Raw genomic sequence first — 17,766 nt, 5'->3', positions numbered from 1 at the left:
CGCGCCGGCGGGCCGCTTCGTCACTTCATCGCCGATATGTCAGAAAACGTGTCGGCCGGTTGTTGCGACGCGCCAGCCGCACGGCGCACGAGGATCTCGTTCGCATCTTGCCGATACCGCTCGAACTCGCGCGCGAACGCCGCGGCGTCGCCTGCCAGCGCCAGCGCTTCCATCGACGCGCAGATCCCCGATATCTCATGCTCGCCGATCATCGCGAACGCGCCGCGCATGCTGTGGATCTCGGTCCGCGCGGCCTTCAGGTCGCCGTCCTGCAGCGCGCGAGCGATCGCGGCATTCGAGCGGCGCGCGGTGTCCGACAGCACCTTGTGCAGATCCTGCGGCAGGGGCCCATGCCTGCGCGACGGCGGCGGAGAATGCGGCGGCAGCGACGCGCCCGTGTGTTTCGTGATCGCCAGCTCGAGCGATTTCAGCGACGTCGGCTTCGCGACGATCTCGTCGATCCCCGCTTCTCGTGCAAGACGCAGTTCGTCGGGCTCCGCATGCGCGGTCACCGCGAGAATCGGTCGCGCGCGGCCCCGCTCGCGCAGCACGCGCGCGAACGCATAGCCGTCGAGCCCCGGCATGTTGAGGTCGGTCATCACGAGCGCATAGTCGTGCCGGTCGACGAGATCGAGCGCTTCCGCGACGCTCGATGCGACATCGGCCGGATAGCCTAGAACGTCGAGCTGATCGTGGATCAGCGAACGGTTCACCGGATTGTCGTCGACGAACAGCACGCGTGCGTTCGGCGCATCCGAACCCGCGTCGGGCCGTGCGGCGCCCGGCCGGTGATCGAGCGGCAGCGGCAGCGTGACGACGAACGTCGAGCCGACGCCCGGCACGCTGTCGACCGAAATCCCGCCGCCCATCGATTCGACGAGCTTGTGACTCAGCGCCAGCCCGATGCCGGTGCCGCCGAAGCGGCGCGCGATCGACCGGTCGGCCTGCGCGAACGGCTCGAAGATGCGCGCGAGCTGGTCGGCCGTCATCCCGATCCCCGAATCGCTGACGCGGATCGTCACCGGCGTCGCATCGACCGCCGATGCGGACACCGACAGCGCGACCGTCCCGCGATCGGTGAACTTGATCGCGTTGCTGACGAGGTTCACGACGATCTGCCGCACGCGCATCGGGTCGCCGACGTACGCATGCGACACGGCCGGATCGATCTCCACGCGCAGCGCGACGCCCTTCGCGGCGGCCATCGGCTCGAACAGGTCGGCGAGGTCGCGCATCAGTTCGTCGATGCGGAAGCTGGTGGCTTCGAGCGTCATCCGGTCGGCCTCGATCTTCGTCATGTCGAGCACGTTGTTCAGCATGTCGAGCAGCATCCGCGCGGCCGACGTGACCGCGTGCAGCCGGCGTTTCTGCCGGCTCGGGTCGGGCGCCTTGTCGAGCAGTTCGAGATTGCCGAGCATCGCGTTCAGCGGCGTGCGGATCTCGTGCGTGATCGTCGCGAGGAACGTCGACTTCGCTCGGTTCGCGCTGCCGAGCGCGCGCTCGGCGTCGGCGCGCGTCGTGATGTCGGAGAAGCTGCACAGCAGCGTGTCGCGGTCCTTGTAGCGCGCGCGGACGAAGTTGACGAGCAGGTCGCGCATGCGGCCGTCGCCGAGCGTCACCGTCAGTTCGACGTCGAGCTGGAACGCGTCGCCGTCCTGGCGCTCGCGATAGCGCGCGAGCAGGCGTTCATGCAGCGGCGGCGAGCCGGCCTCCTTCTCGTAGAGCTCCATCATCCGGTTGCGCAGCAGCACCTGGCGCGAGCCGAGCGAAATCAGGCCGATGCCGAACGGCGCGGTCGAGATGATCGCGCGGCTCATCTGTTCGCTTTCGAACACGCGTCGCGAGCGCCGGAACAGCGGCGCGAACAGCTTCAGGTCGAACGCGACGACGAGCGTCCACAGCACGGCGAGCATCAGTGCGGTCGTGCCGAATTCCCGCAGCATCGCGGGCCAGATCGCATGCGCGATCATCCGCCACGAGTACGCATAGACGATCGCGAAGCCCGTATCGGAGATCCGGTCGCTGACCGTGAAGATGCCGTCCCGATAGTTCGCGGCGAGCCGGTCGAAGCCGTGCAGCCAGTCGCCATCGGCGAGCGCCTGACGCATCAGCGCGGGGCCGTCGGTCGACGCGTTCGTCCGGTCCGCGCTCAGCAGGATGCGGCCGGTTTCGTCGACGAGCATTGCCACCGTGTCGTCGGGCGCGTGATCCATCCGGTCGGCGATCACGTCCACGTCGAGGTCGCTGACGAAGGTCATCACGTGATCGAGGCCGTCGAATACCGGCTCGACGAGGCGGAACACGGTCTTGCCGGTCAGCGGATCGACCGCGGGCGGCTGCCACGCAATGCGGCGCGTGTTGCGCCAGTGGCGCGCGATCGCCGGATCGCGCCAGTCGGCGACGTCGAAGGCGAGGCGGTCGATCAATCCGTGCGTGTCGTGCACGCCCATGCGTGCGAGCAAGTCCGGATACGGCGTGTCCGGCGGCGGCGTGATCGCGATCACGCGATGGTCGGGGCTGTACGCATAGCCGGTGACCGGCCGGCCGGTCTGGCGCTCGGCGGCCGCGATCGAGATCGTCTGGCGCTCCATCAACTGCACGTAGCGATCGAATTCGCCGTTGGCGGTCGCATCGGACGTGGCCGCGACGAACACTTCGGTGGCGCCGCGCATCGGCGACAGCAAGACGTGCCCGTCGCGCCGTAGCGTGTCGGACGACGTGCGCGCGTGCGGCGGATGGCCGTTCCACAGCAATTCCGCATTGATGACCGCGCGGCGCATCGACGCCTGCTTCGCGTCGATTTCGAGCTGAACGAGCGCCTTGTGCGTCGTGAGCAGCTCGCGCCGTTTCGAGATGTAGTCGCGCACCGAGCCGGTGAGCAGGATGCTTGCCGTGAACAGCATCACGAGCGACAGGAGCACGGCGCCGCCATACAGCGTGAAGCGCTGATAGCGATGCAGCAGGCCCAGATCGCGCGGCTCGCCGCCGATCGAAGCGAACGGCGCGCCGGCATCCGCCTGGGACGCGAAGAGATGTCGAATGGGCATGGAGCGATACCGTGAATCGATGCGCAAATCAGGAGCCGCGAGCGGTTCGCGCGGTGCTGGCCGCGCGCGATCCGGGACGTGGGGCGATATCCGTAAGCCGTGTGGTGAGGCAGGCGAATCGCGCTGCCGGCTCGGGGAACGAGCGAATTATCGGGATAGTGGGGTCGCCCGTATGTAGGGCAATCCGAAACAGTCGACGGCAATGACTAAGACCAGTCCTATTTGTTCGAGACTTTGCGCGATGCGTATATAAATCCTGCCGCGTGCGCGTGTCAAATCAAATCGAAATTCGATCAAGAGAACGTAGCATTCGTGGCGGTTTGGCACAGGCGATTGTCAAGCAACGTCAGGCTAGGACCGGTCCTACAAAATAAGTCATCGCACGTCCGGCCGTCTGATTAACCAAATGACAGCCGATCAATACATTGGCATCTGTGGACGAGGCTTGTCCTTTCTTCTTCTCTTCTACAGAGGCTATCAACGTGAACAAGACTTATCGGACCGTCTGGAACGCGACGACGGGCACCTGGGCGGCAGCGCCCGAGACGGCGCGGATGCGCACGAAATCGAAAGCGAACTCGACGATGAAGTCGTCGGTGACGGCCGCGGTCGCGGTGATGGCCGGGGTCGGCGGCGGGACGATGTCGGTCGATGCGATGGCGCAGGCCGCGAACGGCGGCGGTTCGTTGTCGCTTTGCGCACCGTCGGGAAGCGGGCTGACCGGAACGACGTTCGGTGGCGGCAATACCGCTGGCACGCGGTTGACCACGGCATGTGGCACTGCGATCCAGAACTTCAGGCTCAGCGAAGGTCACGTACGGTCGTTCCAGCTGTACAACAACAGTAACGTCAACGGCGGCGGCGTCGGTCAGGCGAGCGCCGCGACCGAAGCGGGTATCAGCGGCACCGTCGACGGGCATCTCTTCTTGCTCGGCGGATCCGGCGTGCACCTCAGGGGCCCGGTGGATTTCGACAGCAACGCGAGCATGACGAATCACCGCATCACGAACCTGGCGAATGGTACGGCCGGGACGGACGCCGTTAACCTGAATCAGTTGAATGCGGCGGTTGCGGCCACCGGCAACCCGTATGTCGATGTGCGTGGTACGACTGCCGCGAATGCGACGGGGTCGCGTTCCATTGCAATCGGCGACGGCGCGATTGCGCGCAATACGGCTGGGGCCGGCCAAACGAATATCGCTATCGGCGCTGCCGCCAACACGGCCGGCGGTTTCGGGCAGATTGCGCTCGGTGAAAACGCGTCGGCGCAGAATAGTGCGGCCGGCGGCGCGATTGCCATCGGACGAAATGCCACGACCACGCAGCGTGGCGTGGCGATCGGCGACGGCGCCATGGCGACGGCATGGTACGGTGTCGCGCTCGGCGACGGGTCGCTGGCGAATCAGCAAAATACGGTATCGGTGGGCAACGCCACCCTTCAGCGACGGATCGTCAATCTCGCCGCCGGGACGAACGATACCGATGCCGTAAACGTCGGGCAGCTGAACACGGAGCTTGCGAAGAAAGTCGACAATACCTACTTCAAGGTTAACAGCACGGCCGCGGGCGCTGTCGTTACCTCGACGAATTCGATTGCGATCGGACCAGGTGCATCCGCGACTCCCGCAGGGGCAGTCGGGTCCAACTCGATCGCGATCGGCAATGGCGCCGCAGCGGGCGGGACCGACTCGATCATGATCGGGACGAACGCGAGCCATTCCGGGTCAGGTGCGACGGTGGTGGGCGGTAACGCAAGCGCCATGGGTGGCGGTGCGGGCGTTGCGTTGGGGGTGAGCAGCTCGGCTGCGGGGTATTCGAGCGTGGCGTTGGGTTCGAACACGACCGCAAGCGGTCGGAACTCCGTTGCGTTGGGTGCCGGAAGCGTTGCGGATGCCGTGAATACCGTCTCCGTCGGGTCGGCAGCGGTGCAGCGGCGCGTCACGAACGTGGCGGCCGGTACGGCTGCCACCGATGCAGTTAACGTGAGCCAGCTGACGGGCGTGACGAACGCGCTCGGCGGCGGCGCGGGTGTGGGCGCGGACGGCAGCGTGACGCAGCCGACGTACAGCGTCGCGGGCAGGGATTACAACAACGTGGGCGACGCGCTCGACGCGATCGCCGCGAGCGGTGGCGATCCGGACGCGGTGAAGTACGACGATGCGACGCATCAGGCGGTCACGCTGGGCAACGCCGGTACGCCGGTGGCGATCCACAACGTGGCGGAAGGTGCGCTGACGGCGACGAGTACGGACGCGGTGAACGGTTCGCAACTGTTCGCGACGAACACGCGCGTGGGTGATCTGGAAGGCTCGCTGCGCGATGGCGGTGTGATCGATCCTGTGACGGGCGAATCGCTGGCCGTGGTGTACGACGGCACGGCGAAGGACACCGTGACGCTGAAGGGCGCAGACGGTACGACGCTCTCGAACGTGAAGGCCGGCGTGTCCGACATGGACGCGGTGAACGTATCGCAGCTGAAGGACTCGGGCCTGATCGGCGACGACGGCAAGTCGATCGCCGCGGTCACGTACGACCGCAATGCGGACGGCTCGCCGAACTACGGCACGGTGACGCTGGGCAACGGCGCGGGTCCGACGCAACTGAAGAATGTCGCGGCAGGCGTCGACGGCACGGACGCGGTCAACGTCAATCAGATGAACACGGGCCTGTCGGATCTGGAGGATCGCCTCAAGGGTGCCGATCTGCGCTTCGTCAAGGTCAACGCCGACCCGGCGACGGGCACGCCTGCGCTCGCGACGGGCGCGCTGGCGGTCGCCATCGGTTCCGGTGCGCAAGCCGCGGGCGCGAACTCGCTGGCGTTGGGCAGCGGCGCGCGCGTGTCCGGCACGGGTTCGGTCGCGATCGGCTACAACTCGGTCGCGAACCAGAACAACGTCGTGTCGGTCGGCAGTGTCGGCAACGAGCGCCGGATCGTCAACGTCGCGGACGGTGACGTGTCGTTCCAGAGCACGGACGCGGTCAACGGCGGCCAGTTGTATGCAGCGCTGAACGACCTGTCGACGTCGGTGAGCTCGAAGACGCAGCAAGCCATCGACAGCTTCTCGTCGGCCCTCGACGAAAAGACGAAGGCCACGCTCAACGAAGTGAACTCGCGCGCGTCGCTGATGGACGTCACCGATCCGCTCGTCGCGATCGAAGGCGTGCGCGGCGACAACCTGGCTTCGCTGAACGGCGCGGACCCGAGCACGGCGACGGCGGCGGCGATCGGTTCGTCGACGGTCGCAAGTGGCGCGAACGCGGTGGCGGTCGGCCTGCAGAGCGGCGCGCTCTCCGACAACTCGGTGGCGATCGGCAGCTTCGCGCAGACGGGCGCCGGCCAGCCGTACTCGGTCGCGATGGGTTCGAACGTGCAGACGAACGGCACGCAGGCCGTGGCGATGGGTGCGAACGCACAGGCCAACGCCGACTACGCGCTGGCGATCGGCAACAACAACGTGCAGGCGATCGGCGACAGCTCGATCGCGCTCGGCAACGGCGCCAACGTACGTGCGGGTGCGACGAACTCGATCGCGATGGGCACCGGCGCGAACGTTGCGCGCAACGTCGAGGGCGCGATGGCGCTCGGCTCCGGCGCGACGGCCACGACGAACGGCGGCATCGCGCTCGGCGACAACGCGCTCGCCAACCGTGCGAACGCGCTGTCGATCGGCCGTGCGGGTGCGGAACGCCAGATCGTCAACGTGGCGGCCGGTACGCAGACGACGGACGCGGTCAACGTGGGCCAGTTGACGGGCGTGACGAACGCGCTCGGCGGTGGCGCGGGCGTGGGCGCGGACGGCAGCATCACGCAGCCGACGTATAGCGTGGGCGGAAAGAATTACGACAACGTGGGCGATGCGCTCGACGCGATCGCCGCGAGCGGCGGCGATCCGGACGCGGTGAAGTACGACGACGGTACGCATCAGGCGATCACGCTGGGCAACGCCGGTACGCCGGTGGCGATCCACAACGTGGCGGAAGGCGCGCTGACGGCGACGAGCACGGACGCGGTGAACGGTTCGCAGCTGTTCGCGACGAACACGCGCGTTGGCGACCTGGAGGACTCGCTGCGTGACGGCGGTGTGATCGACCCGGTGACGGGCGAATCGCTGGCCGTGGTGTACGACGGCACCGCGAAGGACACCGTGACGCTGGCCGGCGCGGACGGCACGACGCTCTCGAACGTGAAGGCCGGCGTGGCCGACATGGACGCGGTGAACGTATCGCAGCTGAAGGGTTCGGGCCTGATCGGCGACGACGGCAAGTCGATCGCCGCGGTCACGTACGACCGTAACGCGGACGGCACGCCGAACTACGGTTCGGTGACGTTGGGTAACGGCGCGGGTCCGACGCAAATCAAGAACGTTGCTGACGCAACGGACGACGGCGACGCACTGAACCTCGGCCAGTTGAAGGATGCCGGTCTGGTGGGCGACGACGGCGCAGGCAACCTGACGTCGGCCGCGGTCACGTACGACCGGAACGCGGATGGCACGATCAATCGCGACAAGGTCACGCTGCAAGGCACGGACGGCACGACGCTCGCGAACGTGAAGGCCGGTGTGGCCGACATGGATGCGGTGAACGTATCGCAGCTGAAGGATTCGGGCCTGATCGGCGACGACGGCAAGGCGATTGCCGCGGTGACGTACGACGATGCGACGAAGAGCTCGGTGACGCTTGGCGGCACGAGCGCGACGACGCCGGTGGCGCTCTACAACGTGGCGGAAGGCGCGCTGACGGCAACGAGCACGGACGCCGTGAACGGTTCGCAGCTGTTCGCGACGAACACGCGCGTCGGCGATCTGGAAGATTCGCTCGGCCGGGGCGGCGTGATCGACCCGGTGACGGGCGAATCGCTGGCGGTCGTCTACGACGGCACCGCGAAGGACACCGTGACGCTGGCCGGCGCAGACGGTACGACGCTCGCGAACGTGAAGGCCGGTGTGGCCGACACGGACGCGGTGAACGTAGCGCAGTTGAAGGATTCGGGACTGATCGGCGACGACGGCAAGTCGATCGCCGCGGTGACGTACGACCGTAACGCGGACGGCACGCCGAACTACGGCACGGTGACGCTGGGCAACGGCGCCGGCCCGACGCAACTGAAGAACGTTGCGGTGGCGACGGACGACACGGACGCGGTCAACTTCGGCCAGATGAAGCAATACGTGGCCGACAACCCGGGCGAAGGCGGCCCGGGCAACCCGCTGGCCGTCGCCTACGACGACGCATCGAAGGGCCAGGTCACGCTGCAAGGCGGCGCGGACGGCACGAAGCTGTCGAACGTCGCGGCGGGCGAAGTGAGCGCGACCAGCACGGACGCGATCAACGGCGCGCAACTGCACGGCACGGCACAAAGCGTGGCCGATGCGCTCGGCGGTGGCTCGACGGTGGGCGCGGACGGCACGGTGACGAACCCGACGTATTCGCTGGCCGATCCGGCGGACGGCTCGACGAGGACCGAGTACCACAACGTCGGAGACGCACTCGCGAACCTGGATGGCCGTACGTCGACGAACACGGAAAACATCACCGTGATCAACAAGCAGCTGGCCGATTCGGGTCTGGTCGATCCGGTGACGGGTCAGTCGATTGCCGCGGTGACATATGACCGTAACGCGGACGGCACGCCGAACCGTGGCTCGGTGACGCTGGGCGGCGCAGATGCAACGACGCCGGTGGCGTTGAAGAACGTCGCCGACGGCACGGATCGTCACGACGCGATCAACCTGGGTCAGTTGCAGGACGCGGGCCTCGTTGCGCCGGTCGATCCGACGGATCCGGGCGCGGGCCTGAAGTCGCTGGCAGTCACGTATGACGGCGTCGCGCAGGACACGGTTACGCTGAAGGGCGCGGACGGCACGACGCTCGCGAACGTGAAGGCCGGTGTGGCCGACATGGACGCAGTCAACGTGTCGCAGCTGAAGGACGCGGGCCTGATCGGCGACGACGGCAAATCGATTGCCGCGGTGACGTACGACGATGCGACGAAGGGCAAGGTCACGCTGCAAGGCGCGGACGGCACGACGCTCGCGAACGTGAAGGCCGGCGTGGCCGACATGGACGCGGTGAACGTGAGCCAGTTGAAGGACTCGGGCTTGATCGGCGACGACGGCAAGGCGATCGCCGCGGTGACGTACGACGATGCGACGAAGAGCACGGTGACGCTCGGCGGCGCGGGTTCGACGACGCCTGTCACGTTGAAGAACGTGGCGGACGGCGTGGAGCGTCATGACGCGATCAACCTCGGTCAGCTTCAGGACGCCGGCCTCGTTGCACCGGTCGATCCGACGAATCCGGGTGCGGGCTTGACCTCGACGGCAGTCACGTACGACAGGCACGCGGACGGTTCGGTCAACTTCGACCAGATCACGCTGAAGGGCGGCGCGGACGGCACGAAGCTGTCGAACGTGGCGGCGGGCGAAGTGAGCGCGACCAGCACGGATGCGATCAACGGTTCGCAACTGCATGGCACGGCACAGAGCGTGGCCGATTCGCTCGGCGGCGGCTCGACGGTGGGCGCGGACGGCACGGTGACGAACCCGACGTATTCGCTGGCCGACCCGGCCAACGGCTCGGCGAAGACCGAGTACCACAACGTGGGCGATGCATTGGCAAACCTGGACGGCCGTACGTCGACGAACACGGAAAACATCACCGTGATCAACAAGCAACTGGGCGACTCGGGTCTGATCGATCCGGTGACGGGCCAGACGCTTGCCGCGGTGACGTACGACCGTAACGCGGACGGCACGCCGAACCGCGGCTCGGTGACGCTCGGCGGCGCAGACGCAACGGCACCGGTGGCGTTGAAGAACGTCGCGGCCGGCGTGGATCGCCACGACGCGATCAACCTCGGCCAGTTGCAGGACGCCGGCCTCGTCGCGCCGGTCGATCCGTCGAACCCGGGTGCGGGCCTGACGTCGCTCGCGGTCGCGTACGACAACGTGGCGAAGGACAAGGTCACGCTGGCGGGCGCGGACGGCACGACGCTCACGAACGTGAAGGCCGGCGCGGTGAGCGCCACCAGCACGGACGCGATCAACGGCTCGCAGCTGTACGGCGCGTCGAAGAGCGTGGCGAACGCGCTGGGCGGCGGTGCGACGGTCGACGCGAACGGCAACGTGACGAACCCGTCGTACACCGTCAACAACCAGACGTTCGACAACGTCGGCGATGCACTCGACAACATTTCGAGCAGCCTCGTCCACGGTTCGATCGGCCTCGTGCAGCAGGACGAGGACACGCGCGACATCATGGTCGCGAAGGACACGGACGGCACGACCGTGAACTTCGCCGGCACGGCGGGCGACCGCGTGCTGACCGGCGTGGCGGCGGGTGCGGTGAGCGCGACGAGCAGCGACGCGATCAACGGCTCGCAACTGCACGGCACCGCGCAGAGCGTGGCCGACACGATCGGCGGCGGCACGACGGTCGATGCGGACGGCAAGCTCACGGGCACGTCGATCCTCGTCAACGGCGATCGCTACAAGACGGTCGAGGAAGCGGTCCAGGCGGCGGCAACGTCCGGCGCGACGGATTCGATGGCGGTTCGGTACGACAACCTCGACCACACGAGCGTCACGCTCGGCGGGACGGGCGCGCTCGCACCGGTGCGTCTGGGTAACGTCGCGGACGGCGCGAGCCAGTACGACGCCGTGAACTTCGGCCAGTTGAGCGACCTGCGGAACGAGTTCGACGAGCGGATCGGCGGCATCGACGATCGCGTCGTCCGGCTCGAAACCCCGGGAGGCGGCGGTGGCGGCGGCGGTTCGGGCGGCAGCGACTACTTCGCGGGCACGGACATCGGCACGGGCACGACGCCGGCCACCGCCGGCACCGGCGTGGGCAACACGGCGGCCGGTTCGGGCGCGGTGATCGGCGACGGCGTGAACAACGGCACGGCCATCGGTTCGAGTTCGAACGTGTCGGCGAGCAACGGTGTCGCGATCGGTTCGGGCGCGAAGAGCTCGGCGGAAGGCGCGGCGGCGATCGGCAGCAATGCGAACGCGTCGGGCAGCAAGTCGGCCGCGATCGGCGAAGGCGCGAACGCGTCCGGTTCGAACTCGGTCGCGCTGGGCGCAGGTTCGGTGGCGACGAGCGACAACACGGTGTCGGTCGGCTCGGCGACGCAGCAGCGCACGATCTCGAACCTGGCCGACGGCGTGAACGCGTCCGACGCGGCGACGAAGGGTCAGCTCGACCGCGCGATGGGCGGCATGCAAGGCCAGATGAACGAGCTGTCGCGCAACGCGTACTCGGGCATCGCCGCAGCCACCGCGCTGACGATGATTCCGGGCGTCGATCCGGGTAAGACGTTGTCGTTCGGTATCGGCGGCGCGACGTTCCAGGGCTATCAGGCCGTGGCGTTCGGCGGCGAAGCCCGCATCACGCAGAACCTGAAGATGAAGGCCGGCGTGGGTCTGTCGAGCGGCGGCAACACCGTCGGCGTGGGTGCGTCGTACCAGTGGTAGTGCGCGGGGCGGGGCGCAAGCCCCGCCCGTGCCGCACCCGTTCCCTTTCCCTTAATCCGATTTTTTGCCGTCCGCCTTCGGGCGGACGTTTTCATCATGAAAATTTCCACTTTGTTGTTGCGCGCCGCATCGGTCGGCGCGATCGCGATGGCGCTCGGTGCGTGCACGACGCAATCGGGCCTCACCTACGACATTCGCGCGGTATCGATCCCCGGCAAGCCGGACAACGTGTTCCGCGTGAGCTGCGACGGCCTGCTGGGCAGCGCGAACGCCTGTGCCCGCGCGGCCGAGGCGTTCTGCCAGGGCAAGGGCTTCACGCCGCTCGAGATGATCGACCGCGTGTACAGCCGCGCGCCGATGAAGGACCCGCGCGAAATCACGTTCATGTGCGGCAAGCCACAGCCGGTGCCCGTCGCGGCGCCGGTCGCGCAGCCGCAACCGCAGCCGGCCCCCGCGCCGCAGCCGGTGCCGCAGCGCCAGGTGCTGCTGCAGGGCGACGCGAACTTCGCGCTCGACAGCGCCGTGCTGTCGCCGCAGGCGCGCAACCAGCTCGACCGCTTCATCGACATCAACCGCGGCATCGAATTCCGCCGCGTGACCGTCACCGGCTTCACCGATTCGACGGGCGGCAAGACGCACAATCTCGCGCTGTCGGCTTCACGAGCGCGCAACGTGATGAACTACCTGAGCAGCAATGGCCTGAAGGCCCAGTCGTTCGTGTCGGAAGGCGCCGGCGCGGCCGACCCGGTCGCGACCAATGCGACGGCCGAAGGCCGTGCGCAGAACCGTCGCGTCGAGATCCGGATCGATGCGCGCTGATACCGCACGCTGATACGCCGAGCGGCGGGCATCGCCGATGCACCCGCCCGCTCGGCCCCGGCCCGGCAAAACACCGAAGCCGCCCGCTCGCCACGAGCCGGCGGCTTTTTTGTGCGACCGCACATCCCGGCGCCGGGCCACCGGCCCGATCCGTGGATGGCACCCCGGTTTCATGCGAAGATAGCGCCCAATTACGATCCACGACGCGCGCGAGCGCCGTCGCCGCGCCGGTGCATGGCGGTTTCCGCCACGACGCCAGGCGGCGCAAATCTGGACGACTATGGGAAGCTATCTGATACGCGTGGTACTGGCCGACGACCATCCGGCGATGCTCGCCGGTGTCGAGCACGGGCTGTCGTCGGTGCCGACGATCCAGCTGACCGGCAAGGCCGGCAGTTCGACGGAATTGATCCGGCTGCTCGATGCCGGCGCGTGCGACGTCGTGGTGTCCGATTACGCGATGCCGGGCGGCGCGCACGGCGACGGCATCACGCTGTTCTCCTACCTGCAACGCAACTACCCGGCGGCCAAGCTGGTCGTGCTGACCATGCTCGACAATCCGGCGGTGATCGGCGCGCTCACGCGGCTCGGCATTACCTGCATCGTCAGCAAATCCGATACGGTCGATCACCTGATTCCCGCGATTCATGCGGCCGCGACGGGCGGCACGTACTACTCGCCGTCGGTCGAGAAGGTCGTGCGCACGCTCACGTCGCATTCGAGCGCGCGGGCCGTCGACCAGAAGCGCGAACTGAGCGCGCGCGAGATCGAGGTCGTGCGGATGTATGCGTCGGGCATGACGGTGAACGAGATTGCGGAGAAGTTGAGCCGCAGCAAGAAGACGATCAGCACGCAGAAGGCGCGCGCGATGGAAAAGATCGGCGTGGACAAGGACATCGACCTGCTGCGCTACGCGATCGAGAGCGGGATCGTCGCCGCCGCCGGCGGCGAAGGGCGCGGTGGGGAAGGGGAAGCCGAAAGCGCACCGGGCGGCGAACCGGCCTGACCGGGTGCGTTGTCACGCACTGCGTGGTGGCGGCGCGCATCGGCCCGTCCGCGCGGCGAAGCAACGCCGGCGCGGATCCACGCACCGGCGCAGAGTGGGCGCCGATGCATTCATCTCGGCGTTTCGGGCAGATCAGTCCGTGTCGCCGGCCGCCTGCGCCGATGCGTACCCGTAATCGGTCACGAGCCCGCACGAGATCGCATAGCGAACCAGATCGACGTCGCGCTCGATGCCGAGCTTCTGCATGGCCGAACTCTTCTGCGTGCTGATCGTCTTCTTGCTGCGATTCAGCTTGTCGGCGATGTCGTTCACCGACAGCCCCGACGCAAACAGCCGGATCACCTCGACCTCGCGTACCGACAGCGCCGGCGCCTTGCCGGTCGCGCTGCCCGTGTTGCGCAGGATCTTGTCCATCGACGGCGACAGGTAGCGGCCGCTCGTATAGGCCGCGTGGATCGCCATCGTCAGATGATTCGGCAAGTCCGACTTGCTGACGATGCACGCGATGCCGAGATTGATCAGCGCGCGCAGCGCGACCGCGTTTTCCATCATCGTCATCACGACGATCTTCAGGCAGGGATGGCGTTTCAGGATCGCCGTGAACAGCGCGAGCCCGTCGCCGTGATCGCTGCCGGGCATCGCATAGTCGGACACGAGCACGTCGCACGGATGGCTCGCGAGCGCTTCCATCAGTTCCGTCGAGTTGTGCGCGGTCGCGACGACCGTGACGGTATTCGTCGCCGACAGCTCGTAGCGGGCGCCGATGACGATCGCCGGATGGTCGTCGGCGATCACGATGCGGATGGGGAAGGTCTTGTTCATGAGGTTCTCACGCGTCGCGCGGTGCCGCGCGGCACGCGTTCGGCGTTGTTGAGCGGATTGGAGCCGGCGCGGGGCGCCGTCGCGGGCGGCACAACGGCTGGCCGGACGCGACGCCGTCGCGCCGACGGCCGGTGGCAACTCGGAGGAATCGCCACTGGCCGTCGGCCGAACAGCGGGGGAATCGCTTCCCCCGCTTCGGGTCGACGCTCCGCTTGCGCGGAGCCGTCCGGTCAGAACTCGTAGCCGACCTGCGCACGGATGCCCACGTCACCGACCGAGGTGACCGACGTCGCGCCGTTCACCAGCCAGTTGCCGTTGCGCGAACGGTAGGTGGCGCCGGCCGCGATCGCCGAGCCGCTCTTGAAGTTCGCGGCGCCCACTGCGACGACCGTCTTGCCCGGCTGCGACGGCGTCATGTTCGGCATCGCCATCGCGGCCGCGATACCGGCGTACGCGTTCTTCGCGACGTCGTTGATCGCGCGGTTCGTGTCGTTGAAGCGCTGGTCGACCGATTCCATCGCGCGGTCGAGCTGGCCCTTCGTCGCCGCGTCGGACGCGTTGATGCCGTCGGCGATGTTGACGAGGCGGCGGTTGCCTTCCGCGGTGCCATCGCCGAACGAGACGGTGTTCGCTTCCGTTGCGACCGAACCCTGGCCGATCGCGACGGAGTTGCTGCCGGTGGCCGACGCGCCCTGACCGAGCGCGGTGCTGCCTTCACCCGATGCGACCGAGCCCTGGCCGACTGCCGAGCTGTTGTCACCCGATGCGACCGAGCCCTGGCCGATAGCCGAACTGTTCTCGCCCGACGCGACCGAGCCGTTGCCGATGGCCGAGCTGTTCCGGCCCGATGCATCCGCACCTTCACCGACGACGGTCGAGCGTTCGCCCGTGCCGGGGCCGCCGGCACCCGGCCCACCCGTCCCGGGGTCGCCCGGGTTGGTTTCGAGTTCGCCGACACGGCTCGACAGATCGTCGAAGCGGCCCGACAGATCGCCGTACTGCTTCGCGAACTGTTCTTGCAGCGCATAGAGCTGGCCGCCGTTGACGGCTTCCATGCTGGTCGCGCTGATTTGGCCCGCTGCGACTTGCCGCAGCACCGTGCCGTCCGTGCCGGCGAAGGTCACGGAGTCGAACGAGAGGCCGCTGTCGTACGTGACCGCGCCGACTTCCTTGCCCGTGTAGTCGATCAGGCCGGTAGCACGAAGCTGCGAGATGGTCACGACATCGTCGTCGTTCACGCCGTTCGCGACGCCGGACAGCACGCGCGGGCCGCCGCTGCCGGCGAAGTTGACGACCGAGCCGGCCCCACCCGCGCCGACCGTGATCATGCCGCTCATCGCGTCCTGCCGAACGAGGCCGACCGTGCCGCTGCCGAGCTGGTCGGCGAGGTCGGTGATCTTGCCTTCGTTGCTCATGACGCGGCCGTCGAGGTTGGTGACGACGTCGCCGACCGAGTTGACGATCGTCGTGCCGCCGCTGCCGTCGCCGACGGTGAAGGACGGTGCGGAAATCGAACCGTCCGCGTTGACCGTGGAGCCGCCGCCGATCGCCGATGCGACGCTGTCGGCCACGCCATGCAGTTGCGAGCCGTTCACCACGTCGTTGCTCGTGGCCGATACGTCGCCCGCGGCGACGCCGGTCAGCTTGCGGTCGCCGGCCGTGCCGGCGAAGTTCACTGCTGCACCGTCGGTGCTCGCGCCGACCGTAATGTCGGCGCCCGGTGCCGCCTGCTGGACGAGGCCGACCGTGCCGCTGCCGAGCTGGTCGGCGAGGTCGGTGATCTTGCCTTCGTTGCTCGTGACGCGGCCGTCGAGGTTGGTGACGGCGTCGCCGACCGAGTTGACGATCGTCGTGCCGCCGCTGCCGTCGCCGACGGTGAAGGACGGTGCGGAAATCGAACCGTCCGCGTTGACCGTGGAGCCGCCGCCGATCGCCGATGCGACGCTGTCGGCCACGCCATGCAGTTGCGAGCCGTTCACCACGTCGTTGCTCGTGGCCGATACGTCGCCCGCGGCGACGCCGGTCAGCTTGCGGTCGCCGGCCGTGCCGGCGAAGTTCACTGCTGCACCGTCGGTGCTCGCGCCGACCGTGAGGTCTGCGCCCGCCGCCGCTTGCTGGACGAGGCCGACCGTGCCGTTCGACAGGCCGTCGAGCTGGTTGTTGATCGTCGTGATGTTGTCGGCGTTCGTCCGGATGTCGCCCTTTGCCGCGGTGAGCGCATCGTCGAGCTTGCCGAGCGCGCCGCCGACGGTCGTGTCTGCGCCGCCATTCGCGAGGTTGTACGTCGGGCCGGTGACCGCACCCGTTGTCGGGTCGATCGTCGCGCCGCCGCCGAGTGCGGAGACGACTGGCGTGAGCTGCGACACGTTCACGGCATCGGTGGCCTGGGTGCCGGCCGCGAGGTTGACGAGCTGGCGCTCTCGGCCGGTCGAGCCAATCGACACGCTGTTGTCGCGATCGGCAACCGAACGCAGGCCGAGTGCGACCGCGTTGTCGGCGGTGGCCGACGCGTCGCCGCCGAGCACGATGGCGCCCGTCCCGGTTGCCGTGGCGCGCAGGCCGACCGCAATGCTTTCGCTGCCGGTTGCGCTCGACGTGGAACCGATCGCGATCGAGCCGGCATTGGTGGAGTTGGCGTTTTCGCCCAGCGCGATCGACGCGGAATTGAGGGCGTTTGCCGCCGAATTGGCGCCGCTGCCGATCGCGATGTTGCCGGCGCGGCCCGTCGCCGTGGCGTCGACCGTTCCGCCGACGATTACGCGCGGGTTGTCCGCGGCGGTGATCGCTGCCTGCATCTGGTTAAGGTTCACTGCATCCGTGCCCTGCGTGCCGGCTGCCACGTTGGCGATTTGACGCTGCAACGTCGACGAGCCGACAGACACCGAATTGTCGCGGTCTGCGACGGAACGTGCGCCAAGCGCCACGGCGTTCGTGCCGGAGGCCGCGGCTACCGTACCCAGCGCAATTGCGCCGTCTCCAGTGGCGGCGGACGTCGAGCCGATTGCAATCGCCCAGTGATTCGATGCATTGGCGGAGTAGCCGAGTGCAGTAGTCGATTGATCGCTGGCATTGGCGCTGACACCGACGGCGACCGAGTTGGCGCCGGCTGCGCTCGCTCCGCTGCCGGCTTCGTACGACAGTGAGCCCGCCATCGTGCCGATCGCACTCCCCGCGCGGCACACGCCTGCCGCATCGAACGTACCCTGCTTGTTATCCTCGGTCGTGCACGCATCCGCCGCGAATGCTCCGCCGATCGACGCAGTGCCCAGCGCCAGCGCGACCATCGCCTGGCGCGCCGCGCGTGCCGAGCCCTTCGAGCGCGACCGCGCCGTTTCCGCTACTGCCGTCCACGTGCCCGTCGCCGCGTTCCAGATGTTCCGATATGTCTTGTTCATTTGCCCTACTCCTTTCGGTTTGTCAGTACACAAACCGATGGTAGGGATCGGCCTCGTCCTAATCAGTCGTCCTTGGCTGATTCGAGATAGCGTGCGTGTAGGCCCAGTCCTACACGCGTGCGGCGGCCTTGCGGGCATGGCCCGCGAGGTGCAAACAGGAAGGGGAGAGAAGTCCGGCCGGCGAGGGCCGGCGACGGGTA

Annotated in this window: 6 protein-coding genes; 3 read left to right on the top strand and 3 right to left on the bottom strand. The window is 67.8% G+C overall.

Going from position 1 to position 17,766, the window contains the following annotated elements; all coding sequences use genetic code 11:
* Positions 1–20: 20 nt before the first annotated feature.
* Entirely contained in the window at positions 21–3,047 is a 3,027-nt protein-coding gene (locus J8I35_RS14660; protein ID WP_209925879.1) for an ATP-binding protein, read from the bottom strand.
* 434 nt (positions 3,048–3,481) lie between these two features.
* Between J8I35_RS14660 and J8I35_RS14655 the strand changes: the two genes are divergently transcribed.
* The 3 genes from J8I35_RS14655 (at position 3,482) to J8I35_RS14645 (ending at position 13,349) form a co-directional block, all read left to right on the top strand.
* The gene (locus tag J8I35_RS14655) at positions 3,482–11,524 is read left to right on the top strand and encodes a YadA-like family protein (protein ID WP_348522268.1); all 8,043 of its coding nucleotides are present in this window, start codon (positions 3,482–3,484) and stop codon (positions 11,522–11,524) included.
* Positions 11,525–11,620: 96 nt separating this feature from the next.
* A complete protein-coding gene (locus tag J8I35_RS14650) occupies positions 11,621–12,343 on the top strand; it encodes an OmpA family protein (protein ID WP_209925872.1) in 723 nt (240 codons plus the stop codon).
* Positions 12,344–12,623: 280 nt separating this feature from the next.
* Positions 12,624–13,349, top strand: a complete 726-nt coding sequence (locus J8I35_RS14645) for a response regulator transcription factor (protein WP_209925871.1) — start codon at positions 12,624–12,626, stop codon at positions 13,347–13,349.
* Positions 13,350–13,481: 132 nt separating this feature from the next.
* Here J8I35_RS14645 and J8I35_RS14640 read toward each other — a convergent pair whose 3' ends face one another.
* Together J8I35_RS14640 and J8I35_RS14635 are read right to left on the bottom strand one after the other, a co-directional pair.
* A complete protein-coding gene (locus J8I35_RS14640) occupies positions 13,482–14,171 on the bottom strand; it encodes a response regulator transcription factor (RefSeq protein WP_209925870.1) in 690 nt (229 codons plus the stop codon).
* A gap of 230 nt (positions 14,172–14,401) precedes the next feature.
* Entirely contained in the window at positions 14,402–17,566 is a 3,165-nt protein-coding gene (locus J8I35_RS14635) for an ESPR-type extended signal peptide-containing protein (RefSeq protein ID WP_209926092.1), read from the bottom strand.
* Positions 17,567–17,766 lie beyond the last annotated feature (200 nt).

The organism is Burkholderia sp. CpTa8-5 (genome assembly GCF_017815045.1).
Lineage (GTDB): Bacteria > Pseudomonadota > Gammaproteobacteria > Burkholderiales > Burkholderiaceae > Burkholderia > Burkholderia sola.
Note: the sequence above shows the minus strand (reverse complement) of the source record. Positions and strands in the feature narration are given on the sequence as shown.